A 25,747-nucleotide genomic window follows, 5' to 3' on the forward strand; every position below is an offset into this window, starting at 1 on the left:
CCATGAGGATCCCGACGCGGTGTCATCCCTGCCACTCGGGGCAAGTCGACTGACTCGTGACTGGTTCACCAACGACCCGCCCAAACGGGCAGAGGTCGCGGCCCTGCGCCGGTATGTCCGGGCACACATCGCACCGGTGGTGTCGAACCTGTATGTGGTCGGCGAGCCCACGCGGGCAGTGGCGACGTCGAAGACCTTCCGGTCCCTGGCTCGGATCGCCGGTGCCGAGCCGTACAGTCGTGGTCCCTACGTTCGCAGGGTCCTGCGCCAGGACGCGCTGCGTGAGATATCCACCCGGCTGTGCAAGATGTCCGCGGCGCAGCGGTGCGGTCTGCCGGGGGTGTCTGCTGACCGCGCGGGCCAACTCGCCGCCGGGTCCGTCGTTGCCGCCGAAGCTCTCGAACTGCTCAATCTCAGCGAGGTGGAGATCTGCCCGTGGGCGCTTCGGGAGGGTGTCATTCTGCGTAGGCTGGACTGGTTGACGTCTGCCTGATCTGATCGCGGGCGATGAAGGCCGGTGGCCTCGGTTCGTGCGCGATGCGTGATGCGCTGGCGTGCGCTGGTCGGGTCCCGGGTATTTCCCGGATATGTATTTCTCGGACATCGGCGGGCCGTTTCGGGGGACTTGGTGGATGACTATCGGGATCCCGGAGGCCCGATGACGGGCACGGGAGGTGTCAGTGAAGATCGAACAGGCGCGCCCTACTCTGGAGGGATGTCCGAGGCGTCAACCCCAGCGCCGCGACTCGGGGATGCCGAGGCCGCGGACAACGGTATCCAGAGCCCGCGAGTGCCCGCGCGGGGCTTTGCCGTGTCCTCCCACGGCACCACATATCCGACCTTGATCGTTCCTCGTCGCGCTGATCGGACCACCGCCCAGGTCCCTTCGGCGAAGGTCGCCCTGTCGACCGCGTCGACGTACCCCGAATCGACGGCGGCGGCCTTTGAGATGGCCGCGCGGCTCGGGTACGATGGTGTTGAGATCATGGTTTTGACGGATCCGGTAAGCCAGGATCCGGAGGCTCTGCGGCGGCTTGTCGATTATCATGGTATTCCGATTCTCGCCATCCATTCCCCGTGCCTGTTGTTGACTCAGCGTGTATGGGGAGCCGAACCCTGGGCGAAGTTGCAGCGGGCCCGTACAGTCGCCGAAGCACTGCGGGCGCAGACTGTCGTCGTTCATCCGCCGTTCCGCTGGCAGCGTGACTTTGCCCGCGACTTTGTCGAGGGCATCGAAAGAATGAGGGGTGAGACGGCCGTCCGCTTCGCCGTCGAGAACATGTTCCCGTTGCGCGCGCGGGGGCGGGAGATTTCCGCGTACGCCCCGGACTGGTCGCCGGTGGGCGATGACTACCGGCACGTCACCCTTGATCTTTCGCATACCAGCGTTTCGCGCTCGGACGCGTTGGCGATGGCGGACGAACTGGGTGAACGACTCGTCCACGTTCACATGGCCGACGGGATCGGGCTGGCCAAGGACGAGCACCTTGTGCCCGGACGTGGCAACCAGCCATGCGCCGACCTGCTGGAGAGACTGGCGGCTCGAGGATTCGACGGTACCGTGGTTGTAGAGATCAACACGAGGCGGGCGGAGTCCCGAGCCCAGCGGGAGGCGGATCTCGCCGAGGCTCTGGCGTTCACCCGGCTCAACCTCGCGGCCGCGCCCGCTACCGTGAGCGGCCGGATGCCCTGACGGCGCCGGATAGCGCCGATCGGACAGAAAATCTGAAACAGGCCGCGGAACGGACACCGGCAGTTTGCGAATGTGGCATCACGACGTTCCGGGGTGGTGGCACCATGCTCCGGTGAGCGCCAGGTCGCTGTTTGATCCGTTGGTGGCCGCCTACGATGCCGCGCGGCCGTCCTATCCTCGCCGACTGTTCGTGGATCTGGAATGGTTGGCCGGGCGCAAGCTCGCCGGCGCCGACATCATCGAGGTCGGCGCCGGAACCGGCATCGCCACCCGGCAGTTGCTTGCCCGTGGGGCCCGGGTGATCCCGGTGGACCACAGTCCGGGGATGCTCGGTCGCCTGTGCGAGCGCACCCCCGGGCTCGGCGCGGTGCGCGCCGACGGCGAGGCCCTGCCGTTCGCTGACGCCGTGGCCGACCTCGTCTGCTACGCGCAGGCATGGCACTGGGTCCAGGTACCGGTGGCCGCGGCCGAGGCCGCGCGGGTGCTGCGGCCCGGCGGCGCGCTCGCTGTCTGGTGGAACGACGTCGACGGTGCGGACCTGGGCTGGTGGGAACGCCAGCAGCAGCGGCTGGAGGCGATGAGCCCGGGCTACCGGCGGGACCACCGGCTGCGTCCGTGGGCCGATGAGTTGCGCTGGACGGGTCTGTTCGCCGAGGTTGTGACGGTGTCCGGCCGGTGGAGCCGGACGCTTGTGCTGGAGGCGTACGAGCTGTGGCTGCGGTCGAAATCGTACGTTCAGGCGACCGGGGATCGGCTGGAGGACTTTCTGGCTGCTGAGCGGCGGTCCCTGCTCAAGGCGTTCCCAGATGGAATGATCACTGAGCCGTTTCACACGGTGCTGGTCGTCGCCCGCATGGATCCGCTGGGTGAGGGCGTTGTCATCGCGCCGCCGGTGGCCACCTTGCGGGATCCTTGAGCGGTGCTGCGTACCGCGATGCTGCGAACGGTGGTGCTGGCCGCGTCCGGTGACCCTCATGTCCGACGGCTCGTGTCGACCAGCCCGGTGACCCACGCCGTGGTCAACCGGTTCGTCGCGGGCGAGGACGTTCTCGCTGGGGTCAGTGTCGCCGGCCGCATATGTGACGCCGGCCTGCGGGTGTCCCTGGACGTTCTCGGCGAGGACACGACCGATCGGCAGCGTGCCCACGAATCCGCCGCGACCTACCGTGACCTGCTGCGAGCGCTTGCCGATGCGGGTCTCACCCCGGCCACGGAGGTATCGGTCAAGCTCTCCTCGTTCGGCCAGGCGTTTGACCCGCCCCTGGCCCGCGAGCTCGCGCTCGGGGTGTGCCAGGCGGCTCGGGATGCGGGCACCTGCGTCACCGTGGACATGGAGGATCACACCACCACCGACGCGACGCTGACCGCGGTGGCCGAGCTGCGCCGGGAGTTCGACGAGACCGGTGCCGTCGTCCAGGCGTATCTGCGGCGCACCGAGGCGGACTGTCGTGATCTTGCCGTTGCCGGCGGCCGGGTGCGACTGTGCAAGGGCGCGTATGCCGAGCCGCTCTCGGTCGCCTACAGCCGCCGGGCCGAGGTGGACGCCTCGTATGCGCGCTGCCTGGCGATCCTGATGGCGGGCCGGGGCTACCCCATGGTCGCCACTCATGATCCTGCGTTGGTTGAGCTGGCCGCTCGGCTCGCCGGGGCGGTTGCAGGGTCGGGAGCCGATCTGATAGCTCTGGATCCGGGTCACGCCCGACGGCCGTTCGAGTATCAGATGCTCTTCGGCGTCCGGCCGGGCGAGCAGCGGCGTCTCGCCGGGGCAGGCGAGGTGGTGCGGGTCTACGTACCGTGTGGGCGGGAGTGGTACGCCTACCTGATGCGGCGGCTTGCCGAGCGCCCGGCCAACCTGCTGTTCTTCCTGCGCGCGCTGCGGTCATCCCGGTGACGTCGGTGCTGTGACAGTCGGTGCTGCCAGCCGGCGCGGTGAGGTCGGTTCCAGCGAAGGGACGTTCATGACGGTCGCGATTCTCGGCACCGGAAAACTCGGTGAGGCACTGTTGGCGGGAATGCTCCGTTCGGGTCATGATCCGGACGACCTCTTCGTGACGGCTCGGCGTTCCGAGCGCGCCGAGGAGCTGTCCGTCCGTCACGGGGTCGAGGCGCTGTCGAACCCGGCCGCGGCCGCCCGGGCGGATGTGCTGATACTCACAGTCAAGCCGCAGGACATGACCGGTCTGGTAACTGAGATCGCCGGCGTTGTCACCCCGGACCACCTCGTCGTCTCGTTGGCCGCTGGCATCACCTCGTCCTACCTGGAGCACCGGCTCGCCACGGGGACACCGGTTGTGCGGGTGATGACGAACACGCCGGTTCTCGTGGACGAGGCGATGTCGGTGATCTCGGCGGGCGCCCACGCGGGCGAGGCGCACCTGCGGCGCACAGAGGATCTGCTGGCGCCCGTCGGCAAGGTTGTCCGGGTGCCCGAGTCGCAGCAGGACGCCGTGACCGCGTTGTCGGGCAGCGGCCCGGCCTACTTCTTCTACCTGGTCGAATCGATGATCGACGCAGGCATCCTGCTCGGTATTCCGCGGGCCGTCGCGGCCCAGCTCCTGGTCCAGACTGCGGTCGGCGCCGCTGTGATGCTGCGCGACTCCGGCGAGCATCCGGTGCTGTTACGCGAGGCTGTCACGTCCCCGGGCGGGACGACGATCAACGCGATCCGGGAGCTGGAGAAGCACGGGGTCAGGGCCGCGTTGCTGGCTGCGATCGAGGCAGCCCGGGACCGGTCCCGTGAACTCGCTTCCGGCTAGGGCGTGTCTGAGAATCCTGGTTTGATCAACGATCAACGATCAACGATCAACGGCCGGGATGCTGGGCGTTGCGAGCCGGACGAAGATTTTCAGGGGTCTCCTCGAGCCTGTCTGGCCGGGTCCCTGAGCGGCTCCGCGGGAGGATGCGGCGAGTGGAGGGCCGGGAGCGGGTAGGCTCAGCCGATAGTTCGTTCGGCTTTCCCTCATACAGATCGGTCGGGTTCGTGGGTTCGGTTATCAAGAAACGTCGCAAGCGTATGGCCAAGAAGAAGCACCGTAAGCTCCTCAAGCGCACCCGCGTGCAGCGACGTAACAAGAAGTAGTCATATGACTACTATGCGACACTCTCATTTTTTTCGGGGTGTCGACTTGTTCCGTGTGTTCGGGACGGAAAATTGACGGTTTGAATTCCGGCAGTTCGGGGCGGATCGTTGTGCAACGATCCGGCTCCACCGGTGGTAGGTCCTCGACCGCTGGCTGTCGAGCCTTGTGGGAGGCTCTCGTGTGACGGGCGGCAACGGAGCCGGCCCCGGCACAGGGGATCGTATGGCGCGTTCGTGGATCAGTTTTCTGTCGGATTACGGGCTGGACGATGCCTGCGTGGGTGTTTGCCACGGGGTGATCGCCAGGCATGCCCCGGATGCCCGGGTGATCGACATCTCCCATGCGGTGCTCCCGCAGGATGTTGAGCATGGTGCGGTGATGCTGGCTGGGGCCGTCGGCTACCTACCCAGGGGGATCCATCTCACCCTGGTCGAACCGCTTGGTACCGACGGCAGGTACACCCGCGGGATCGCGGTCCGCACCTCCGACGGATCGATCTTCGTCGCGCCGGACAACGGCCTGGCGTCGCTTGCCTGGGAGATGCTGGGCGGCCTCATCGAGGTTCGCGAGATCGCGGACCGGGAGTTGTGGTTGCCGATGCCCACCGCGGTGTTTCGTGGTCGCGACGTCTACGCCCCGGTCGCCGCGCGGCTGGCTGCGGGTCTGCCGCTGGGCGAGGTGGGGCCGCGGTTGGACCCGGCGTCCGTCGTTCAGCTGCGGCCACGGGCCTGCTCGGTTGACGACGACCACGTCCATGGTGAGGTCGTCGATATCGATCATTTCGGCAACCTCGCCCTGAACATCACTCGTACAGATCTTGAGGCCGTGGGCATCACGCTCGGTGATCCCGTTGAGGTCCGTATCGCCGGACGTACCCTGATCCTGCGATTCACCCATACCTACGGTGAGGTTGCGGTCGGCCATATCGCGGTCTGCGAGGATTCACTGCGTCGTATCATGATTGCAGTCAACTGCGGGCGTGCGGTGGATGCGCTACGGGTGCATCGCCGCGCCGCAATCGTGATCGCCCATGCCCCTCGCGAACCACGTTCGAGATCGGTGGCGTCCACCGGGTCGCTTCCAGTCTCCACCCATGTCTGATGCCATCAGATAATCATGCGTGGCCTCCTGGAGCGGCTATCGGGCCACATTGTGGCCACTAAGAGCGACCGGCAATAGGGGACGCGGCGTCGCGGGGCCGGGGCACGCACCTCGCCGCGTTGTCGTCGGTCAACACCCAACATCAGGGTGCCTCCCTCCGCCGCCTCGCGATCTACGCACCCCGGCCCCGCTCCTTGATCCACGCCCCTATTGCCGGGCGCTCTAACGCGGGCTAACGGCGGCTAACGCGGGCTAACGCCGGCTAATAGGACGCCACGCCACGGACCACGGAGCGTTGCCGCGCAGACAACTGTGAGGCGTAACATGACGTCGAGATCGGGGCAGGGGGCGACCAGAATGCGACCACGTTGCGTGCTCGTTACCGGTGTTTCTCGACCCCTCGGCGCGCAGGTTGCCAGCGCGTTCGCGGCTGATCCGGAGATCGAGGATGTCATCGGGGTCGATACCATACCACCTCGTGATGATCTCGGGCGGACGCAGTTTGTCCGTGCGGACATCCGCAATCCGTTGATCGCAAAGGTGATCGGCGCCGCCGCGGTTGACACCGTGCTTCACCTGAATGTCATCGCGACTCCGCTCGGCGCAGGTGGGCGGACCGCGATGAAGGAAATCAACGTCATAGGTACCATGCAGCTTCTTGCGGCCTGCCAGAAGGCGCCGAGTGTCACAAAGGTGATCGTGAAGTCAACCACAACAATTTACGGATCATCACCTCGGGACCCGGCGTTGTTCACGGAAGAAATGGAACCGCGTGGTCTTCCCCGCGGTGGTTACAGCAAGGACGCCTTCGAGGTCGAGGGATATGTCCGAGGTTTCAGCCGGCGCCGACCGGACGTCACCGTCAGTGTGTTGCGCTTCACGAACATCGTCGGCCCTGGAATTGACAGTCCGCTGACCCGCTACCTCGAGCTACCGGTTGTCCCGACGGTGCTCGGTTTTGATCCGCGCTTGCAGCTGCTGCACAGCGAGGATGCACTCGGCGTGCTGACAAAGGCTGCGATCGAGGATCATCCCGGCACATTTAATGTCGCCGGGGACGGTGTTCTCCTGTTGTCCCAGGCCGTTCGGCGGGCGGGGCGAGCGCCGCTTCCGGTGCCGTCGCCCGCCGTGGTCACGCTCGGGAATCTGGTTCGTCGGTCGCGGCTGCTGGATTTCTCCGCGGAGCAGCTCGGTTTCCTCGCGCACGGCCGTGCAGTCGACACCACTCGGCTGAAGCATGTATTCGGCTACGTTCCGAGATTCACGACGCTGGAGACATTCGACGACTTCGTACGAGATCGCCCGATGCGATTCGCGATCGACCGTGACACCGTGATGCGGTTCGAACGTGGCTTGCTGGGTGTACTGGCGCGCCGCCGCCTGGTCGGGACATCGTGACCAGGCGGCCGCTGACCGACGTGCCTTCGATCAGTGGGCCGGGGTTCCTGGTGGATGGGCGAAGCCGGTCCGTCGGGGCCTTTTTTAGATCTTCGGTCCGGCTTGGCAGGCGCGTTTTGACGGCTGGGGGGACCCTGGAAGCCTGAAGGGCGCCGGGGCAGGTCTGGTGAAAAGGTGGTCACTGGTGTGAGTGAAGCGCGGATCATCCCGCTTGGCAGCAAGGACGGGCGCGCCAGGACGGGCGGCGGCGCGGCGGCGCGGCGTCCGCGGCCGGAGGGCTCGTCGGACGTCGATCGCGGCGGCGGGACGGACCTGGCCGGTGACGCACCTGTTGCCGACAGGAGCGTGGGCGAGCACACGACCGCCGCCGCGCGCCCGCACCCGGATCCGGTCGCCGGTCGGCGCAGCGCGTCAGACCAGGCGAATGTGGACCGGGCTGCGTTGGACCGGGCTGCGTCCGGTCAGCATGCAGCCGTGAACAGCGCCTCGAACGGTGGCGCCTCAGACGGCGGTGACTCGAACGGCGGTGAGGAGCTGACGCCTACGCAGCGGGCAGCGGCCGCAGGCGGCGGCGGGAGCAACCCGGCAGGAGACTCGGGTATGGACCCTGCGTCGGCGCTGCCCTCCGAACCGCTCGCCGACGCAGGCAGCCTCGAGCAGGCTCTGGCGGGTTTTCTCGCGTTCCTGCGGCGGCGGATCACCGGTGACTACGTGGTCGATGAGCACGGCTTCGACGAGGATCTCACCGAGAACGTCATCGCGCCGTTGCTGCGGCCGATCTACCAGAACTACTTCCGGGTCGAAACCCGGGGCTTGGAGAACGTTCCGGACACCGGTGGCGCGCTCATCGTGGCCAACCACTCGGGTACGTTGCCGTTGGACGCGATGATGACCGCCCTGGCAATCATGGACCATCATCCGGCCCATCGACACCTGCGGATGCTCGCTGCGGACCTGGTGTTCGCCGTCCCATTTCTCGCGCCTGTCGCACGCAAGACCGGTAACACCCTCGCCTGCCAGCCAGACGCTGAACGACTGCTCGCCTCCGGTCACCTCGTCGGGGTGTGGCCGGAGGGTTTCAAGGGGATAGGAAAGCCGTTCAGTGAGCGGTACAAGCTCCAGCGCTTCGGTCGCGGAGGGTTTGTCTCGGCTGCTTTGCGAACCGGGGTTCCCATCATTCCCTGTACCATCGTCGGAGCTGAGGAGATCTATCCCATGATCGGGAATCTCCGGATGCTGGCCCGTCTGCTCGGCCTGCCCTATCTGCCGATCACGCCAACGTTTCCCTGGTTCGGACTGCTCGGTCTGCTACCGCTTCCGTCGAAATGGCTCATCGAGTTCGGTGAGCCGGTGGACACCGAATCGCTGACCCCGGCCGCGGCCGAGGACCCGATGCTGGTGTTTGAACTCACAGATCGCATCCGGGAGACGATCCAACATTCCCTCTACGGGCTTCTGATGCAGCGCCGGTCGGTATTCTTCTGACCCATGGTGACTGCGGACGGGCCTGGTGCGACATCGGATGTGCGGCATCCAGTCGAACCGAGGCCACGCGCTCATGGTCCGTCCCGTGCCGCTGCAGGCATCAGGGTATCCAGACGGACGTGGGTGGCACGTGGTTTTGTCGTCATCTATCTACTGTCAGTCACCAGTACGGTCGGTTTGTTGGCCCTGATCGGTGATGCCTTCCTGGCGATCTGGCTGGCCGTAATCGAGCTGGCCTCGGTTGTGGCCATCGTCGCGGTGACCCGTGACATGCCGTCCGGGCAGTCCGGGCCGTCCGGGCCGTTGCGGGTCACTCGTCTGGGTACGCCGAACGATCCCGGGATGCCGAGCGGTCGCCGCTGACGGCGGCACCGGCACCGGTAGTCACTGACATCGGACACGTCGATGTCGATGTCGGCAGCGGTGCCAGCGGTGCCAGCGGTGCGCGAGTGCGGTCGGGTGTCGGAGATCGGCCTCAGCCGAGCGCGCCGTTGTACCGGCGGCGCAGCGCCATGCCCGCTGCAACACCCCCGGCCAGCGCGCCCATTCCGGCTGCTGTCGGCACACCGATGCGGGCGGCCTTCCGCGCGGTGCGGAAATCCTTGATCGGCCAGTCGCGTTCCCGGGCAACGGCCTTCAGGTCGGGGTCTGGATTGATCGCCACAGGATGGCCGACCAGCGACAGCATGGGCAGGTCGTTGATGGAATCCGAATACGCCCAGCACCGGGAAAGGTCCAATTGTTCACGTTCGGCCAATGCCTGCACCGCGGCCGCCTTGCTCGGACCATGTAGTGGATCACCGACGAGATGTCCGGTGTAACGCCCGTCCGAAACCTCGCTGACCGTTCCGAGCGCGCCGGTGAGCCCAAGACGTCGGGCGATGACGGCCGCCAGCTCGACCGGTGTGGCTGTGACGAGCCATACCCGTTGGCCCGCGTCGAGGTGCTGCTCGGCAAGCGCCCGGGTGCCCGAGTAGATGCGTTCCGCCATCCGCTCGTCGTAGATCTCCTCACCGAAGCGGACGATCTCGGCGACCTCGCGACCGGCGACGAACGCGAGCGCGGTCTCCTTGACGTCCCGCATCCCATCGGTGTTCTCCAGCCCCCGGACCCGATAGGTCACGTGTTGCCAGCCGAACTTCAGCAGGTCCCGGGACTGGAAGAAGTCACGCGCGGCAAGGCCACGGGCGAAGTAGAAGATCGACGCTCCCATCATCATGGTGTTGTCCACATCGAAGAACGCGGCTGCGGTCGGGTCAGGCGGGGCCTTGGCCGCCAGTTCAGCGGCTGCCTTGAGCGCCGCGGTTGCGGCAGCTTCGGCGTCGGCTCTGCGGGCGTGGTCGTCAGCTGTCCGTGCCGGGCGTGGTCGAAACCGCATCGTGATCTCCTGGACGTCCACGGCCCACGGGAGGGCCACGCTGTCACTGCAACCTGGGAAGCGTACGGTGCCACAAGGCAACGCATCGGGACTCGACACCGGGCGCGCGGAGGAGCATGGTTGCGCGCCCTTTGGCCGTGGGGGTTCTCAGGGGCCGCCGGGCGCGCGGAGGAGCATGGTTGCGCGCCCTTTGGCCGTGGGGGTTCTCAGGGGCCGGCTTCCGCGGCGAAGTGACGGGCAAGGGATCGGACGGCGCGGTACTGAAGCGCCTTGACCGCGCCTTCGTTCTTGTCCATCGCCAAGGCGGTCTCCCGCACGGAGAGCCCCTCCAGGAAGCGTAGTACGACGCAATCCCGTTGTTCGGGGCTGAGCATGCGGACCGCATCGATCAGGGCCTTGTTCGTGACGCCGGCAAGGACCGATTCCTCCGGCCCGGAGACGAGCTGCGTGTCCGCGGTGGCCGCGATGTCGTCGGTGGGGAACTCCATCCGTGTCCGTCGTGACTTTTTATGATCGATTATCAGGTTCCGGGCGATCGTGATGAACCAGGCGCCGATGTCGTGGCCCTGCCAGGTGAAGCCTCTGATGCTGCGCAGCGCGCGCAGAAAGGTCTCGCTGACGATGTCCTCGGCCATCGCCCGGCTGCCCACCCGGTAGAACACATAGCGGAAGACCACCTCCAGGTAGGAGTCGTACAGCCGGCCGAAAGCCTCGTTGTCGCCCTCCTGCGCGCGGCGGACCAGTTCGGTGACATCCGTTTCCGGGCGCATGAGGTCCTGGGCCGGCGCTGGATCGGCCATCCCGGGTGCGCGGCGGCCGACCGGTCGGCCCGGGGATGACGACCGGATGCAGGACGGAGTGGCCGACCCACCCATGGCTGAGCTGGCCCGCAGGGGTCCGCCCAGCATGGCGGCATACGGGGCATTCTTCATCGAGGAGATCTCGGCCCGTAGCGCTGCCAGGCCGACTGGGTCCGGCGTCGGGCGCGACCAGGACCGGTTCACGCGCGGGATCCGCGCATGACACGCAGCGGGATTTGCGGCCGTGCACATCCCCGGTGTGCACGGGACAGCGCGGCGGGCATACTCGGCTCCGAACGATCAACGAGGCTGACTGAAGCGGGATGTCACCTGTTCGAGACCGGGATCGTCCGGACGTCTGTCGCCCCTGGGCGGCCTAGGGCGTGTCTGATGGATCTTCGATCGCGCGGATCGATGCGCAGAAGGCGTCCTGCCGCGTTGTCGTCGGTCCGGATAGAACACCGCTATCCGGACCTCCTCCGCCTTGCAGGCCACTTTCTGGATCATTGCCCGCATCGACCAACATCCATCAGACACGCCCAGACCGGAAAAGACGCGATCATGGTTTTCTCGCGCCTCCGGCGATGACCGTCCAAGGACCCTGGACGGCTGAGTCTAGCCAACGATCCGGCACCGGGCGTGCATGGTGAGATGAAGATGTGGTTGTCTCATGAGTCTTGGGGAAGTGTTTTTGTGTTTGTGTCGTGCCGCTCGAAAGATCTACTCTGGCGGGCCGGGCTAGGATGATCGGAGTAACAGTGCGGGTTTGTGCGGGCCGGGGTCGGGCGCCGGGGTGAGTGGTCGGCCGGGAGGCGTCCGGGTCACCCTGTTGACCCGGGCCGGTTGTCATCTCTGCGACGACGCACGGATCGCGGTGGCTCGGGTGGCTGGCGATGCGGGTACCGGCTGGCAGGAGGTCGATGTCGATGCTCGCGCCGATCTGGTCGAAGCCTACGGTGATCGGGTACCGGTGATTCTTGTGGACGGGCGGGAGCACGGTTACTGGCGGGTCGAGGAGCCCCGCCTTCGACGTGCGCTGGCCGGCGGTCGCTGGGGGCGGCCTTTCTCCGAATAGCCGTATCGTGATCATTCGGGGACCCCGGGCTCGATGGCAGACCGCCAGCCGACCTGAGCGCAAGATCACATCGACTTCGTGAACGCCTTCACGAAGTCGTAAACTCACCCGGACAGTCGTCTACCGGCGTTGTTCAGCGGGCTCCCGGATGGCGGACGGCAGGCGTCGCCGGCAGCCGGGCGCCTCCAACGGTGCGGGAGCCCTACATGACTGAGTTTCGTCGGGCAGGTTCGACCGGCCGTGCCCGCTTGCCGGTGCCTGAGGCGACGGTCGCCCGACTCCCGCTCTACCTACGGGTCCTCACCTCGCTTGCCGATCGGGGGGTGCACACGGTGTCGTCCGAGACGCTCGCGTCGGCGGCCGGAGTGACCTCGGCGAAGGTGCGCAAGGACCTGTCCCATCTCGGTTCGTACGGGACGCGTGGTGTCGGTTATGGTGTGGATCTCCTGCTGAGCCGCATCGCCGCTGAACTCGGTCTGACTGAGGACCGTTCGGTGCTTCTGGTCGGGGTCGGCAACCTCGGCCACGCGCTCGCGGGGTACGGCGGGTTTCAGTCCCGCGGATTCCGCGTGGTCGCGCTGCTCGATGTCAACCCCCGCCGGATCGGCGAGTCGATCGGTGGTGTCGTGGTGAGCCCGCTCGACGAGATGGAGGCCCTGGTCGAGCTGAACGGGGTCACCATCGGCGTGATCTGTACACCGGCCGCCGCCGCGCAGGCTGTGTGCGATCGGCTCGTCGCGACGGGGGTCACGAGCATTCTCAATTTTGCACCGATCGTGCTGTCGGTGCCAGCGGGAGTGGATGTGCGTAAGGTTGATCTCGCGGTGGAACTGCAGATCCTGTCGTTCCACGAAGCGCGAAAGCGTCCCGGCTGCTCCGCGGACGACATCGGTTCGGACGACATCGGTTCGGCGGTCAGCCGCGCCGATTGCCAGGGCGGGCCCACTGACTCGCGGATCGCGGTTATGACACCTGCCCCGGCTGAGCCGTCACCGCGCAATACCCGCAGTGGCAGCCCTCTGGTCGGCACCACCGGGGGTGACGCGTCATGAGCCTGCTGGCCGTGGGCCTCAACCATCGGACGGCACCGACGTCCATCCTGGAGATGGCCGCGGTCACCGATGACGATGTGCCGAAGGTTCTTCACGATCTGTGTCAGGCCGCATGCGTCGCCGAGGCCGTGGTGCTCTCGACCTGTAACCGCACCGAGATCTACGCCGAAGTGGAAACCTTCCACGGCGGCGTTGCCGATGTCTCCGACCAACTTACCCGGATCACCGGGACAGAGTTGTCCGATCTTGCACCGCACCTGTACGTCCACCATGAGGCGCGGGCTGTCAGCCACCTGTTCTCAGTCGTCTGTGGCCTGGATTCGATGCTGGTGGGGGAGACCCAGATCCTCGGGCAGGTGCGCGCGGCCTTTCGGACGGCCCAGGTCGAGGCCAGCGCCGGAGCCACCCTCGGCGGTCTGTTCCAGACGGCGTTGCGGGTCGGCAAGCGCGCACACAGTGAGACCGCGATCGGTTCGGCCGGAGCGTCGATCGTGTCGGTCGGGGTGGGCATGGCCGTGGCTGTGTGGGGGGGCGCCGCAGAGCGGGTCGCGCTGGCCGGGTCGCTGCCGGCGATCGACGCACTTGCCGGGCGTCGGGTCCTGCTGGTGGGTGCGGGGGTCGTGGGAGCGCTGGCTGCGGCCGTGGCGCGGCGGGCCGGTGCGGCCGAACTCGTGGTCGCGAACCGTACCCCGGCGCGAGCCCGACGAATCGTCGAGGCTTACACGGCCGAGATGGTCGCGCTGACGCAGCTGGCACCGGAACTGGACCGGGCCGATCTGGTGATCACCTCGACGGGTGCGGCCGGGCTGATCCTGACCCGTCAGGTGATCGCCGAGGCGATGGTCCGTCGGGGCGGGCGGCCGCTGGTCCTGCTGGACCTCGCCCTTCCCCGGGACATCGACGTCACTGTTCGTGATATTCCCGGCGTCACCCTGATCGACATCGACACCCTACGGAGCGCCCTGGACGGACAGCAGGTGGCCAGCGACGTCGAGGCGGTCCGGGCGCTGGTGGCGTCCGAGACCGGTACCTACCTTGATCGATGTCGTGCTCATCGGGTCGCGCCGACCGTCGTGGCACTTCGGGCGCAGGCCGCGGCTGTCGTGCGCGAGGAGCTCGACCGGCTGCACACCCGTCTGCCCGACATCTCCCCCCGCGACTGGGCGATGGTGGAGGGGACGGTCCGGCGCGTGGCGGACAAACTGCTGCACGCGCCGACCGTGCGGGTGCAGCAGCTCGCTGCGTCCCCCGGCGGCGACACCTATGCCGAGGCGCTGCATGAGCTGTTCGACCTTCCTCGGGAGGCCCCGGCCATCGTGTCCGCACCCGATCTACGAGAGGCACCATGACGAGCGGAAACCTTCGGCCGGGTCGCCCGGGTGGCAGGTCCGTCCAGGGACCCACCGGGCGGACGGATGCGCTGCGGCTGGGCACGCGGGGTTCGCCGCTCGCCCTCGCGCAGTCCAGCCTGGTGGCGAGCTGGTTGCGGGAGCGGCTGGGCCGTCAGGTCGAGCTTGTGCACATTGTGACCGCAGGTGACCGCTCCCAGGAGGCGATCAGCCAGCTCGGTGGGACCGGCGTATTCGTGAGCGCGCTACGGGAAGCGCTGCTGGCCGGTGAAATCGATCTCGCCGTCCATTCCCTGAAGGACTTGCCGACAGCGCCCCCGGACGGGCTTGTGATCGCGGCTGTCCCACCCCGCGCGGACCCTCGTGATGTCGTCGTCACGCCGAGTGGGCGGAAGTTGAGCGAGTTCAGGCCCGGCAGCACCGTCGGTACCGGGTCTCCCCGGCGAGCTGCGCAGCTGCGGGCGCTGGGCCTCGGGCTGAATGTCGTCCCGATTCGGGGTAACGTCGATACGCGAATTAAGAAGGCGATCGACGGAGCGGTCGACGCGGTCGTACTGGCCCATGCCGGGCTGGACCGGCTGGACCGGTTGGACGCGGTGACCGAGGTGCTGGATGCGGATGTGATGGTGCCGGCTGCTGGGCAGGGTGCGCTGGCAATCGAATGCGTGGGTGATCCCAGCGCGTTCGATGATGTTCTCGATCGGGTTGACCTGTACCGAGGCAATGTCACTCTCGCCGAGCTGCTACGGTTTGTGCTGGACGACCCACTGTCGCGCACGGCTGTTGTCGCCGAACGTGCTTACCTGGCTGCCATCGAGGCCGGTTGTAGCGCACCGGTCGGCGCTCTTGCCGACGTTGCGGTGACGCCTGACGGAGCAATGGCCGCTGGTGTCATCCGGCTACGGGCGGTGGTTGCGTCGCCGGAGGGGAACGGTGTTCTCCGGCGCGTGGTCACCGGGCCCGCTCACCACCCGGAGGCGCTGGGAGAGCGCCTCGCGGACGCGATGTTGTCCGCTGGAGCACAGACGCTGATGGGAAATTTTTGATCATGGCCACCCGCCGCACGAAAAAGCCCCTGATCCCGGTCGCTCTCGTTGGAGCCGGCCCACGCGACCCCGGCCTGCTGACCGTTCTCGCCACCGAGACGCTGGCCGGTGCTGACTCGGTCATTGTTGATCCCGGTGTCGCTCCCGAGATCGTCGCCACGCTTGCCGGTGAGGTGCTACATATCGGCGATACCGAACCGGCGAAACCAATCATGGACGCAGACGCGGCAACCGCGGTGGTCGTCGCGCGGGCCCGGGCGGGGGAACGGGTCGTCCGGCTGTACGCGTCGGACCCGTGGCTCACCGGGATCGGTATCGCCGACGCACAGGCACTGGCCAAAGCCAAGATTCCCTTCCGGGTGGTGCCAGGGATTCCCACCGGTGCGGCGGTTGCCGCTTACTCGGGGGTCGCGCCCGGACTTCCGGTCACCTTCGCAAGTACAGCGGGGGTTTTCTCCGCCAGCGGGGTGCAGCCGACCATCACTCCGGCGGCGGACACGCCAGGCATGCCGTTGGGTTCGGCGACGTTCGGAGCCAGTCGTCTCGGCGGGCGCGGCCTGTCTGAGCTGGGTGGGTCCGGTCTGGGCGGGACGGGTCTGGGGAGCGCCGGTCTCGGGGGCGCAGGCCTTACGGCATCGCCGCTGGGCGCGTCGCTCGGTCTCGGTGGGATCGGCGCGGGCCTGGGCGCCGCTGGTGTGCCCGGCTCAGAGATCGACTGGGTGTCGCTGGCTCAGGCGCCCGGCACCCTGGTGGTGACCGCGGTCTCGAACGAGGTCGGTAAGGTCGCGGCGGCGCTGGTCGAGCAGGGCCGCTCGGGCGACACACCTGTCGCCGTGACAGTGGACGGCACCACGACCGACCAGCGAACGGTCTCTTCCACGTTGGACCGGATCGAGGCCGATGCGGCGCCCGTCATCGCGAACGCACCATGTGTGGTCATGTCGATCGGTCCGGCGGTCGCGGCCCGAGGCAAGCTGTCGTGGTGGGAGTCGCGGGCGCTGTTCGGTTGGACGGTTCTGGTACCGCGGACCAAGGAGCAGGCGGCCATCCTTTCGGACCTGCTGCGCTCGCACGGCGCGAGTCCGCTGGAGGTACCGACGATCGCGGTGGAGCCGCCGCGGACAGCCGCCCCGATGGAACGTGCGATCACCGGCCTGGTGTCGGGTCGTTACCAGTGGGTCGCCTTCACCTCGGTGAACGCGGTCAGGGCCGTTCAGGAGAAGGTCGAGGAACGCAGTCTGGACGCGCGGGCGTTCGCCGGCGTCAAGGTGGCCGCGATCGGTGAGGCGACCGCGGATGCGCTGCGCGCCTTCGGGATCCGGCCGGATCTCGTCCCGTCCGGCCAGCAGTCCAGCGAGGGTCTGCTCGCCGACTGGCCCGAGTACGACGACGTGTTCGACCCGCTTGACCGGGTGCTGCTCCCCCGGGCGGACATCGCCACCGAGACCCTGGTCGCCGGGCTGAAAGACCGTGGCTGGAACGTCGACGACGTCACGGCGTACCGCACGGTGCGCGCCGCGCCACCGCCTGCTCCGATCCGGGAAGCGCTCAAGGGCGGCCGGGTGGACGCCGTGGTGTTCACCTCCTCCTCGACCGTGCGCAACCTGGTGGGGATCGCCGGTAAGCCGCACGAGACCACGGTGATCGCGGTCATCGGCCCGCAGACGGCGGCCACCGCGGTCGAACTGGGCCTGCGCGTCGACGTCCAGGCGACGGAGGCGACCATCCCGTCGCTGGTGCAGGCACTGGCCGACTTCGCCGCCGAGCACCGTGAGGAACTGGGCAAGGTCGGTCCGCTCGCAGCCCGGCTACCCAAACCCCGGCGCGGTTCCCGGCGGTGACCGCGCTGCCGGGCGCTGCTCCTTCCGGTGTTGGCGGTGTTGGCGATGTTGGCGGCGATCGTGTCGCTGCTGGTCGCGCCCGGTTCCCGCTGGCCAGACCGCGCCGGCTGCGCCGTGGCGCGGCCCTGCGGCGGCTGGTGTCCAACGTGCGGCTCCATCCGGCGGACCTGGTGCTTCCGATGTTCGTCAAGGAGGGCATCGCCACCCCGGCGCCCATCGCCTCGATGCCGGGGGTCGTGCAGCACACCCGGGAGTCCTTGCGTAAGGCCGCGGTCGAGGCGGCCCGGGCCGGCGTCGGTGGGTTGATCCTTTTTGGCGTTCCCGCGAGCAAGGACGGGCGTGGTTCGGCCGCGGATGACCCGGCCGGCATCGTGCAACTCGCTCTCGCGGATCTTGTCGCGGAGGTCGGCGGCGACATGGTCATCATGACGGACCTGTGCCTGGACGAGTACACCGACCACGGCCACTGCGGTCTGTTGACGCACGACGGTGACGTCGACAACGACGCCACTCTGGCTCGGTACGGCTCGATCGCGGTGGCCCAGGCCCGCGCTGGTGCCCAGGTGGTGGCGCCGAGCGGGATGATGGACGGCCAGGTGGGCGCGATCCGCGCGGCGCTCGACGCAGCCGGCCACGCGGACGTGCCGATCCTGGCCTACTCGGCGAAGTACGCATCGGCCTTCTACGGCCCGTTCCGCGACGCGGCCGAGTGCGCGCCGCGGTTCGGTGACCGCGCCGGCTATCAGCAGGACCCGGCCCGCTCGGCCGGTGAGGCCCTGCGCGAGGTCGCCCTCGACATCGCCGAGGGCGCCGACGCCGTGATGGTGAAACCCGCGTTGGCCTATCTGGACGTCGTGGCGGCGGTCGCCGCCGCCGTGGACGTGCCAGTTGCCGCCTACCAGGTGTCCGGCGAGTACGCGATGGTGGAGGCGGCGGCTGCGAACGGCTGGATCGACCGCGAGCGCGCCATCGCCGAGACCCTGACGGCGGTCCGCCGGGCGGGCGCGGACATCATCCTGACGTACTGGGCGACCGAGGTGGCCCAGCGCCTGCACTGATCCGTCCGGACACCCTTCCTGGCTGCTCCGTTCCCGCCGGGCCCGGTCGCTGCAGGTGTTTCTGTGGTCCTTATGTGCACTTTGCGGATACATCTTCCTATTTTGGCCGATAAACTGCTTCACAGCAAGATCGTCCATCTTCTGGTGGAGGGACCGCAATGACCATGGTTCTGCAGCGACCGACGCGGGAGCTGTCGGTTGCGTGTTCGTACCGTTGGTACGAACAGATCGACTACGATGACGGCATGGCTGTCGCGAAGGTGTCCGTATCCCTGGACGAGCGTGTCCTCACGGCCGCACGGGCGGCGGCAGCGGCCAGCGGCGTCAGCCTGTCGGCCTGGATGTCACAGGTGATCGATCATCACATCGGTATCCAGGAGGGCCTTGCGGCCGTCCGTGAGTACGAAGCCGAGCACGGCCCCATCCCCCCGGATGCACGCGAGAACGCTCGCCGCGTCCTTCGCGAGCTGGGGGTGATTTCATGAAGGGCCTGATCTACGACGCTGGCGCGCTCGTTGCGGCGGAGCGCTCGGATCACAAGGTGTGGGCCATGCACATCGAGGCGCTGGAGCATGACGTTCGGCCGATTGTTCCGGCGCCCGTGCTGGCACAGGTCTGGCGAGGTGGCCCACAGCCGAACCTGTCCCGCCTGCTCAAAGGGTGCGACATCGAATCATTTTCCGAGGAGAGCGCACGGGCCTGCGGGACGCTCCTGGCAAAGGCCGACCGATCGGACGTCGTAGACGCGGCGGTTGTCGTCTCCGCAGCGACGAAGGGGCGTTCGGTCGTTACGAGCGATCCGTCGGACGTGTCCGCCCTTGCGGACGCCCACAACACAAAGATCAGTCTGCACGTCATCTGAGTACGACGGGGTGGCTGCGAGGGCACCTGCGTGGTCGATGGCCCCCGCAGCCATCCGCACCAGGTTTGTGCTCCCGGGGCGCCAGGATGGAGGAGCCGTCGGGTCCGGTTCGTCCACGGCCAAGCCTCGTAGGATCGGCGCTGGACCCTGACAGATCCGGAGGATGCGTCGACATGGCGGAGGACGGCATCGACGTTCGTGAGGAGCATTTCAATAACGAGCCAACCGGAGTCGAGGTTGAGCTGGACGACGAGCAACCTGGTACCGCCCGGCCCTGGAATCCGGATGACATCCGGGTCGGTACGAAGCAGTTCTCGTTGCGTAATGTCCTTGACCTGATTGCTGACGATGATCTGGAGCTGGCGCCCGACTTCCAGCGGAACACAGTGTGGAAGGCCCGTCAGAAGTCACGTCTCATCGAGTCAATCTTGTTGCAGATCCCACTGCCGGCATTTTATTTCGCCGAAGACAGAAGCGGGATGATGCGCGTGGTAGACGGCCTTCAGCGGCTGTCCACTGTGTACGGCTATGTCCGCCGGCAGGCGTTCACGCTGACTGACCTGGAGTATCTCAAATCGGCGGAGCGGAAGCGTTTCGAGGAGCTCACGCCGGCGTTGCAACGCAGGATCAACAACGCGCAGATCGTTGTTCACGTCATCGATCCGAGCACGCCTTCGGGAGTCAAGTACGATATCTTCAAGCGGATCAACACGGGTGGCACGCCGCTGAATGCCCAGGAGATTCGGCACTGCATGAGCAAGGATCGAAGCCGGAGCTTCCTCAAACGGTGCACGCACAGTCCGGAATTCGACCGCGCCACTGGTGAACGTTTTCGTGACCACATCCGAATGGATGATCGTGAGGTGGTTCTCAGATACTGTGCCTTCTGGCTGCGCGGTGTTGAAGGTTATGTCTCGGACGGCTCCATGGACGCTTTTCTGGATACCACGACAACAATGCTCGACAATCCCCGGGAGGTTCCGGACGATCGTCTGGTGGAGCTCCAGAATGATTTCCGGGAAGCAATGACGAAAAGTTACGAAGTCTTCGGCGAACATGCGTTCCGGAAATGGCCCCGAGGGGTGAACAACAGGAATCCCATCAACCGCCCACTGTTCGAAAGCTGGTCCTACGTACTCGGTCGCTACGATCTCGCCGATCTGATGAGGCGCAAAGATCTGATAGTGACTGCCGCGCGGGATCTCATGACCGATGATCGATTTTATATCGATGCGATCACGACGTCGACAGGAGACCCAAGGAAGGTCCGGCTACGGTTTGACATAGCAGCCCAGACCGCGCAGGTGGCCCGGTGACGACGACTCTTGCGATCCGCAATTTCAAACGGTTCGTTTCAATCGAGTTGGAAATTCGACCACTCACTGTTCTTACCGGTCTGAACGGTACCGGTAAGAGCACCGCCATCCAGGCTCTGCTACTCGCCCGACAGGTGGCTGAGAATGCGGGCGCTCGGGTCGTACAGCTCAACGGGCCGTACGGGTTGGCGCTTGGCGAGGCTTTCGACATCCTGCATCCCGAAGCCGAGAGGCAGGAGATTGAAATTCGCATCGACGTCGGTGAGGTCCCCTACCGGTATTTGTTTGACGTGCCTGACGACAGAGCGTTGAATCTGCTGGTTCGTGACCGTCCGGCGGATGTCCCGGACCTGCTCGCCGGTCACGGCGTCTCGTTCAGTTACCTCAACGCCGAACGGCTCGGGCCTCGGGATCAGCTGGATGTCACCGCCGAAGATCGGGATCGGGTCGGTGTCGGGGTCCGCGGTGAATACACGGCACAAGCGCTGGCCCTTCACGAGACCACGGAGGTTCGTGAACTACTTCGACATCCGAGTACCGGGGCGGAAGGCGTCACCACGCTACGTACCCAGGTCGAGACCTGGGCGTCCGAGGTCATCCGGCCAATCCGGATCACCGCACAATGGCCGGCGGGGATCACGGCGAGTTTGATCCGCTTCCAGGAGCCCGGGGTGGTGGGTGAGCAGATCAGACCCGCTAACATGGGTTTCGGGTTCTCCTACGCCTTGCCCGTCATCGTGGCCGGTCTGCTGATGCCGATAGGCGGAGTACTGGTCGTTGAGAATCCCGAAGCCCACCTGCATCCGGCGGGCCAGTCCCGGCTCGGCCGCTTCCTCGGCCAGGTGGCGGGAAGTGGCGCACATGTGATTGTGGAAACTCACAGTGATCATTTGATCAACGGCATCCGGCTTGCTGTCATGGAGGACCGAGTTCTCGAGTCCCGAGGGGTGATCGTGCATTTTTTCGGTGAGGGTACCGATGGTCATCCCACGGCCATCGAACTTACGGGTCGTGGTGGGCTCACCAGCTGGCCGACAGGGTTTTTTGACCAGATCGAGAACGACCTGGGGAGGCTGGCCCGTGCGAAGCGCGGAAAAGGTTAGTGGTCCCCGTGTCGTCATCGACGAGGTGAGTTTCGATTTCCGGGGACTGTCCGATTCCCAGATCGAGGCATATTTAGATGAGTTCAACGAGACCTTACGGACGCTTCGCGCTGACGACCGTCTCGGGGTCTCATGCGCACCCATGTGGGAAGCGGTCCGGTGCCTGGACGACTGCGAGGTTTACCAGTTTCTCTGCCGCGAGTACCCATCGGAGGTCGACCGGGACACACTGGTGCTTGCTCACAGTCAGCTTTCGCGCTGTCCGGAATGGGACGACGAGGCGATTCCGAATGTTGATGTTACCGTAAGCATCGACGGTGGGGATCCCAGCATGGCGCTTTCGGTGGCATACGCATCTTTTATGATCATGAGTGGATTCGGTGTCGCCTGCGTGCTTTTTCCAGGTTCCACTCGTCGTCGAGGAACTCTGGCCGTGCACGGTGACCACGGTGAAAGTCAGGTGTACTTTTTCTGTGACCCGGCGGACCTGCCCGAGTTCTGGCGGCGATTATTCGTGCTTGAAAACGTGTCAGAAGGTGACTTCTTCGAGCTGAGTCGACGCGCCTTTCCGGATCTCGTGTTTCATCCAAGCCTTTCATTCAACCGTTTCGAAGGATCCTACCCGGTACTGCGCGACCGGGTTGTCACCGTACTCGCTGCGCTGAACGATCGATTTGTTGACGAGTACCGTGGATGCAAGGGAAAGCCCAACGAGATCCAGGCCGCGATGGGCCGTTACCACCTCGAACTTTCACCGGAGAGTCCGAACACCAGGGGCAGCGACCGGTTGATGCGGCGGCGAGAAGTGACCTATGAGGGCAATACGCTGCGTTGTGAGTGGCATGCGAAGCTCGAGCGTCACCGCAATCGTATCCACTTCTCCGAACCCAGTGAACATCTGGCCGGCCGTATTCTGATCGGAATCTTTGTTTCTCATCTCGACACGTAGAGCGACCGGCAATAGGGGACGCGACGTCCCGGGGCCGGAGTACGCGCCGATGGCCGGTCGCGGCGCGGTCACGCTGGTCCGGTGGCGGAGCGAGCGACCGTGGCGGCGGGTGGGTTTGGCGGGGCCGGCACGTCCGGCAGACCGGCGAAGAAGCTCCAGATGACGGTGGCGGCACTGGCCGCGGCCGGTACGCGTGGTGGTGCCGGCCAGGAGTGTGGCACGTCGTGGTAGGTGACGGCGGCGACAGCGGCACGGTCTCGGCATTCGCGCCAGATCATGATCTCGGCCGGACCCACCCGGCGGGTGGTCGCCGGCCGTACCGGACAGCCGTCCCGCTCGCGCCAGAGTGCGACCGCGGCGGCCATCGACATCAACGGTGGTCGTGCCAGGAGAGCTCCGTCGTAGGGCAGCACCTGGTCGGCGGTACCGGCGGCAAGCAGTACCGACACCGCACGTCCTCGCGCGCACGGTACCAGCGGTACGGCCCCGTATGTCGCAACCCCGGCGAAGGCGGACGGGTCCTCGCAGGCCATCCGAAGCGCGAGCTTTCCGCCGTTGCTGTAGCCGACGAGGTAGACCCGATGTGCGTCGACCGGCTCCCCGTGCAGCACCGCGGCGACGACACCGCGCACAAAGGCGGGGTCGTCCGGTCGTGACCGGCCCGCCGTGCCACAACAGCCGGCGCCGGCGTTCCAGGACCGGTCGAGACCTGCGGGTACGGCAAGAATCGCGTGGCCGTCGGCCACGAGCGGACTCAGGCCGCTGAGCGCCACCATCGCGGTCGGTGTCAGGCCGCGACCGTGCAGAAGTACCACCAGCGGCAGCCGCTGCGTGGATCCAACCGGTCGCAGCAACAGATAGCCGCGTCGCAGCCCACCCATCGCGATCGTCTGCGTGGTCTGGCTGATCAGCGGTTGGGCTGTGATCGTGGCCTTGCTGGTTGCACCCTGCGGTGGGGTAGACGGTTGACTGGGTGTGACCGATGCGGCCGCCATGGCTGATTGTTTTCGATCTACGTGAACGATAGGTTCTGCTATGATGACGATGAGTAGTATCGCCGCCGTGGCGGCCAGCAGAAGATTCCCCCGTCGGTAGGTCATGCGCAGGTCAGCCTGTCGTCCGTTGTCGGGGCCGACCGGACACCACCAGGCTCAGCGGCGTGGGTCGGCAGAGCGCGACCACCGCCGTCGACAGCACCAGGGTCGTAGACATCGCCAGCAGGGTTGACCACGGTGGGGGAAGGGCGTGGGGAAGGACGGTCAGCACACCTACCAGGATCGCCGGATGAACGAGGTAGATGCCGAAGGACAGCTCCGAACCCTTGCGTATGAGTGAGTCCAGCCGGCCTGGACGTCGTCTGCGCTGCCACACCGAGCCCAGGGCGAACAGGGCCACGATGCTCGCTGATCCCCATGGCACCATGATGGGCTGAAAGACCGACGCGGCGTCGAACGGCGGCTGTCCGTGATGTCGTGCGATCATGTACCAGAGTTCTGCGGCACCGGCGGCGAGTGCCGCGCTCAGTACCGAGAGCCCGATGTGTCGACTCACCCAGCCGCGGAAGCGATCGCCGTGGACCGCGGCGAGCGCACCGGCCACGAGCCAGAACTGGTACATCCCGAACAGCTCGTAACAGTGCTGCTCCAGCACGCCGGCCACCCCGGACCACGGCCGGCCGTAGTGGACCTCTGTCATGATCGCGATTTGGAGCAGTGCGCTTCCTGCCAGCAGCGACCAGTGGTGCCCGGCGGTGCGCCGCACCAGGCGTGCCACCAGCGGGAACAACAGGTATGCCTGCAGGGTGACCAGCAGGAAGTACAGGTGATACCAGGCGTCGCCGGTGATTAAGTCATAGCCGAGAGTGCGCGCAGCGGCGGTTATCTGGCCGTCTGACAGCTGTTGGAGGAGCCCGCGGCCGGCATAGAGCACGGTCCAGACCACGTACGGCACCCCGACGAGCAGGAACCGGCGCCGCCAGAACCGGCCCAGCGCGAGTGGACGTCCGTAATGGGTGTGGAAGAGCACGAAAGTGGTGAGGAAGAAGAACGCCTCACGGGTGAAATGCAGCAGCATGAGAGCGGCGTTACCGCCGACGCTCTGGAACGGGTTCGTACCGCCCGTGGTGTGGACGCCGACCACCGCGACAAAGGTCAGCAGGCGGACCAGGTCGACGTCGTGCAGATGCGTCGGCCGTCGGGCGGTGACCGCGCGGGTGACCGGCGGCTCCGGTCGTCGCTCATGGGAGGAGCCCGGCCCTTCGGGAGCGGCCCGCATCGGGCTCGATGTCGCTGTCGTCATCAGAGCCCGTTCGTACATCCGAGCCGGTCACGCTGGCGTTGGCTTCCATCGAGGCGGTCGCAGGCGAGCCGCCGCATCACCTTGCCGGTGGGTCCGACCGGCAGCGCGTCGACGACGTCGATGGCAACCGGTCGCTTGAACCGGTCCAGAACGGACTCGCAGCGGGCGGCCAGATCGGCGGTGAGGCTCTCGTCGGCCCCGGCAGCCGGTACGACCAAGGCAACCGGTGTCTGTCCGAGAACCGGATCGGGACGACCGACAACCACGGCCGCACCCACCCGGGGATCGGCCAGTAGGACTTCCTCCACCTCACGTGGGAAGATCTTCTCGCCACCCCTGTTGATCACGTCGTCGATACGGCCGGCGAGGAACAGGTACCGATCGGCGTCGAAATACCCCAGGTCGCCGGTATCGAGCCAACCGTCGGCGTCAATCCGCTCGTTGCCGGCCTCGCCCACATAGGTTCTGATCACCCCGGCACCGCGGATCTGGACGCGACCGGTGACACCATCGGGGCACCCCTGCCCGTCCTCGTCGACCACCCGTACCTGCGTGGCGACCGGCAGCCCGACCGAGCCCGCCTTACGCACGCCACGCAGCGGATTGGCCGCTATCTGGCTCGCGGCTTCGGTCATGCCGTAGGTCTCCAGTACCCCGATGCCTGTGGCCTGCTCGAACGCGTGCAGCACCGCGACAGGCAACGCCGCCGACGCGGACCGGACAAAACGCACCCTGGTCGAACGCGCCTGCCCGACATCCGGGTCGCGGGCGAGGATGGTCACGATGGCCGGTACGGCGTTGATCCAGGTCACGTCGTGTTCGATGATCCGCTGCCAGAATCCACGGCGGCGGAAACCGGTGTC

At 66.5% G+C, this 25,747-nt stretch carries 25 protein-coding genes and 1 pseudogene; 21 read left to right on the plus strand and 5 right to left on the minus strand.

The window, feature by feature from the left end; translation table 11 throughout:
- The 10 genes and pseudogenes from U9978_RS15310 to U9978_RS15355 form a co-directional block, all read left to right on the plus strand.
- Nucleotides 1-493, plus strand: a pseudogene (locus U9978_RS15310) (Ppx/GppA family phosphatase); the annotation flags it as partial.
- A 222-nt stretch (nt 494-715) separates the two neighbouring features.
- Nucleotides 716-1,693 carry a sugar phosphate isomerase/epimerase gene (locus tag U9978_RS15315; RefSeq protein WP_322761803.1) on the plus strand — a complete coding sequence of 326 codons (978 nt, stop codon included), beginning with the start codon at nt 716-718 and terminating at the stop codon, nt 1,691-1,693.
- Nucleotides 1,694-1,805: 112 nt separating this feature from the next.
- Entirely contained in the window at nt 1,806-2,609 is an 804-nt protein-coding gene (locus U9978_RS15320) for a class I SAM-dependent methyltransferase (RefSeq protein ID WP_322761804.1), read from the plus strand.
- 18 nt (nt 2,610-2,627) lie between these two features.
- The gene (locus U9978_RS15325; RefSeq protein ID WP_416210990.1) at nt 2,628-3,584 is read left to right on the plus strand and encodes a proline dehydrogenase family protein; all 957 of its coding nucleotides are present in this window, start codon (nt 2,628-2,630) and stop codon (nt 3,582-3,584) included.
- Between the two features lie 67 nt (nt 3,585-3,651).
- Entirely contained in the window at nt 3,652-4,449 is a 798-nt protein-coding gene (proC, locus tag U9978_RS15330; RefSeq protein WP_322761825.1) for a pyrroline-5-carboxylate reductase, read from the plus strand.
- A 224-nt stretch (nt 4,450-4,673) separates the two neighbouring features.
- On the plus strand, nt 4,674-4,772 hold the full coding sequence (locus U9978_RS15335) for a 30S ribosomal protein bS22 (protein ID WP_003948845.1): 99 nt from the start codon (nt 4,674-4,676) through the stop codon (nt 4,770-4,772).
- Between the two features lie 223 nt (nt 4,773-4,995).
- Nucleotides 4,996-5,874 carry an SAM-dependent chlorinase/fluorinase gene (locus tag U9978_RS15340; protein WP_322761806.1) on the plus strand — a complete coding sequence of 293 codons (879 nt, stop codon included), beginning with the start codon at nt 4,996-4,998 and terminating at the stop codon, nt 5,872-5,874.
- A 357-nt stretch (nt 5,875-6,231) separates the two neighbouring features.
- Nucleotides 6,232-7,272, plus strand: coding sequence for an NAD-dependent epimerase/dehydratase family protein (locus U9978_RS15345; RefSeq protein ID WP_322748483.1), 1,041 nt, complete (start codon nt 6,232-6,234; stop codon nt 7,270-7,272).
- Between the two features lie 186 nt (nt 7,273-7,458).
- A complete protein-coding gene (locus U9978_RS15350) occupies nt 7,459-8,757 on the plus strand; it encodes a lysophospholipid acyltransferase family protein (RefSeq protein ID WP_416210985.1) in 1,299 nt (432 codons plus the stop codon).
- Nucleotides 8,758-8,880: 123 nt separating this feature from the next.
- Nucleotides 8,881-9,120: a hypothetical protein gene (locus U9978_RS15355; RefSeq protein ID WP_322761807.1), complete on the plus strand. Its 240-nt coding sequence runs from the start codon at nt 8,881-8,883 to the stop codon at nt 9,118-9,120.
- 112 nt (nt 9,121-9,232) lie between these two features.
- Here U9978_RS15355 and U9978_RS15360 read toward each other — a convergent pair whose 3' ends face one another.
- Both U9978_RS15360 and U9978_RS15365 read right to left on the minus strand, forming a co-directional pair.
- A complete protein-coding gene (locus U9978_RS15360; RefSeq protein WP_322761808.1) occupies nt 9,233-10,135 on the minus strand; it encodes an HAD-IB family hydrolase in 903 nt (300 codons plus the stop codon).
- A 206-nt stretch (nt 10,136-10,341) separates the two neighbouring features.
- Nucleotides 10,342-11,139 (minus strand): sigma-70 family RNA polymerase sigma factor, encoded by a 798-nt coding sequence (locus tag U9978_RS15365; RefSeq protein ID WP_322761809.1) that lies wholly within the window; start codon nt 11,137-11,139, stop codon nt 10,342-10,344.
- A 562-nt stretch (nt 11,140-11,701) separates the two neighbouring features.
- Between U9978_RS15365 and U9978_RS15370 the strand changes: the two genes are divergently transcribed.
- The 11 genes from U9978_RS15370 (at nt 11,702) to U9978_RS15420 (ending at nt 22,586) form a co-directional block, all read left to right on the plus strand.
- Nucleotides 11,702-12,010, plus strand: a complete 309-nt coding sequence (locus U9978_RS15370) for a glutaredoxin family protein (RefSeq protein ID WP_416210986.1) — start codon at nt 11,702-11,704, stop codon at nt 12,008-12,010.
- 206 nt (nt 12,011-12,216) lie between these two features.
- Nucleotides 12,217-13,062 carry a redox-sensing transcriptional repressor Rex gene (locus U9978_RS15375; RefSeq protein ID WP_322761811.1) on the plus strand — a complete coding sequence of 282 codons (846 nt, stop codon included), beginning with the start codon at nt 12,217-12,219 and terminating at the stop codon, nt 13,060-13,062.
- Nucleotides 13,059-14,411 carry a glutamyl-tRNA reductase gene (locus tag U9978_RS15380; protein ID WP_322761812.1) on the plus strand — a complete coding sequence of 451 codons (1,353 nt, stop codon included), beginning with the start codon at nt 13,059-13,061 and terminating at the stop codon, nt 14,409-14,411. The genes U9978_RS15375 and U9978_RS15380 overlap by 4 nt, the downstream gene beginning before the upstream one ends.
- Complete coding sequence (hemC, locus tag U9978_RS15385) at nt 14,408-15,457, plus strand: hydroxymethylbilane synthase (protein WP_322761813.1); 1,050 nt, start codon at nt 14,408-14,410, stop codon at nt 15,455-15,457. The genes U9978_RS15380 and hemC overlap by 4 nt, the downstream gene beginning before the upstream one ends.
- A gap of 2 nt (nt 15,458-15,459) precedes the next feature.
- Nucleotides 15,460-17,298 carry a uroporphyrinogen-III synthase gene (locus U9978_RS15390; RefSeq protein ID WP_322761814.1) on the plus strand — a complete coding sequence of 613 codons (1,839 nt, stop codon included), beginning with the start codon at nt 15,460-15,462 and terminating at the stop codon, nt 17,296-17,298.
- The gene (gene hemB, locus U9978_RS15395) at nt 17,295-18,356 is read left to right on the plus strand and encodes a porphobilinogen synthase (RefSeq protein ID WP_416210987.1); all 1,062 of its coding nucleotides are present in this window, start codon (nt 17,295-17,297) and stop codon (nt 18,354-18,356) included. The genes U9978_RS15390 and hemB overlap by 4 nt, the downstream gene beginning before the upstream one ends.
- Nucleotides 18,357-18,514: 158 nt before the next feature.
- On the plus strand, nt 18,515-18,841 hold the full coding sequence (locus U9978_RS15400) for a hypothetical protein (RefSeq protein WP_322761815.1): 327 nt from the start codon (nt 18,515-18,517) through the stop codon (nt 18,839-18,841).
- Nucleotides 18,838-19,218, plus strand: a complete 381-nt coding sequence (locus tag U9978_RS15405; protein WP_322761816.1) for a twitching motility protein PilT — start codon at nt 18,838-18,840, stop codon at nt 19,216-19,218. Before U9978_RS15400 ends, U9978_RS15405 begins: the two co-directional genes overlap by 4 nt.
- Nucleotides 19,219-19,391: 173 nt before the next feature.
- Nucleotides 19,392-20,534 (plus strand): DUF262 domain-containing protein, encoded by a 1,143-nt coding sequence (locus tag U9978_RS15410; protein WP_322761817.1) that lies wholly within the window; start codon nt 19,392-19,394, stop codon nt 20,532-20,534.
- The gene (locus tag U9978_RS15415) at nt 20,531-21,637 is read left to right on the plus strand and encodes a DUF3696 domain-containing protein (RefSeq protein WP_322761818.1); all 1,107 of its coding nucleotides are present in this window, start codon (nt 20,531-20,533) and stop codon (nt 21,635-21,637) included. The genes U9978_RS15410 and U9978_RS15415 overlap by 4 nt, the downstream gene beginning before the upstream one ends.
- Nucleotides 21,615-22,586 (plus strand): hypothetical protein, encoded by a 972-nt coding sequence (locus tag U9978_RS15420; RefSeq protein ID WP_322761819.1) that lies wholly within the window; start codon nt 21,615-21,617, stop codon nt 22,584-22,586. Before U9978_RS15415 ends, U9978_RS15420 begins: the two co-directional genes overlap by 23 nt.
- 68 nt (nt 22,587-22,654) lie before the next feature.
- Here the strand turns inward: U9978_RS15420 and U9978_RS15425 are convergent, their stop codons facing one another.
- From U9978_RS15425 to U9978_RS15435, 3 genes are all read right to left on the minus strand, one after another.
- Nucleotides 22,655-23,581 (minus strand): alpha/beta hydrolase family esterase, encoded by a 927-nt coding sequence (locus U9978_RS15425; RefSeq protein WP_322761820.1) that lies wholly within the window; start codon nt 23,579-23,581, stop codon nt 22,655-22,657.
- Nucleotides 23,582-23,693: 112 nt separating this feature from the next.
- Nucleotides 23,694-24,884 (minus strand): acyltransferase, encoded by a 1,191-nt coding sequence (locus U9978_RS15430; RefSeq protein WP_322761821.1) that lies wholly within the window; start codon nt 24,882-24,884, stop codon nt 23,694-23,696.
- A partial coding sequence (locus U9978_RS15435; RefSeq protein ID WP_322761822.1) for an AMP-binding protein occupies nt 24,884-25,747 on the minus strand: 864 nt, incomplete at its 5' end. The genes U9978_RS15435 and U9978_RS15430, both read right to left, overlap by 1 nt.

The sequence above is a fragment of the Protofrankia sp. Cr2 genome, from assembly GCF_963555885.1.
Taxonomy (GTDB): domain Bacteria; phylum Actinomycetota; class Actinomycetes; order Frankiales; family Frankiaceae; genus Protofrankia.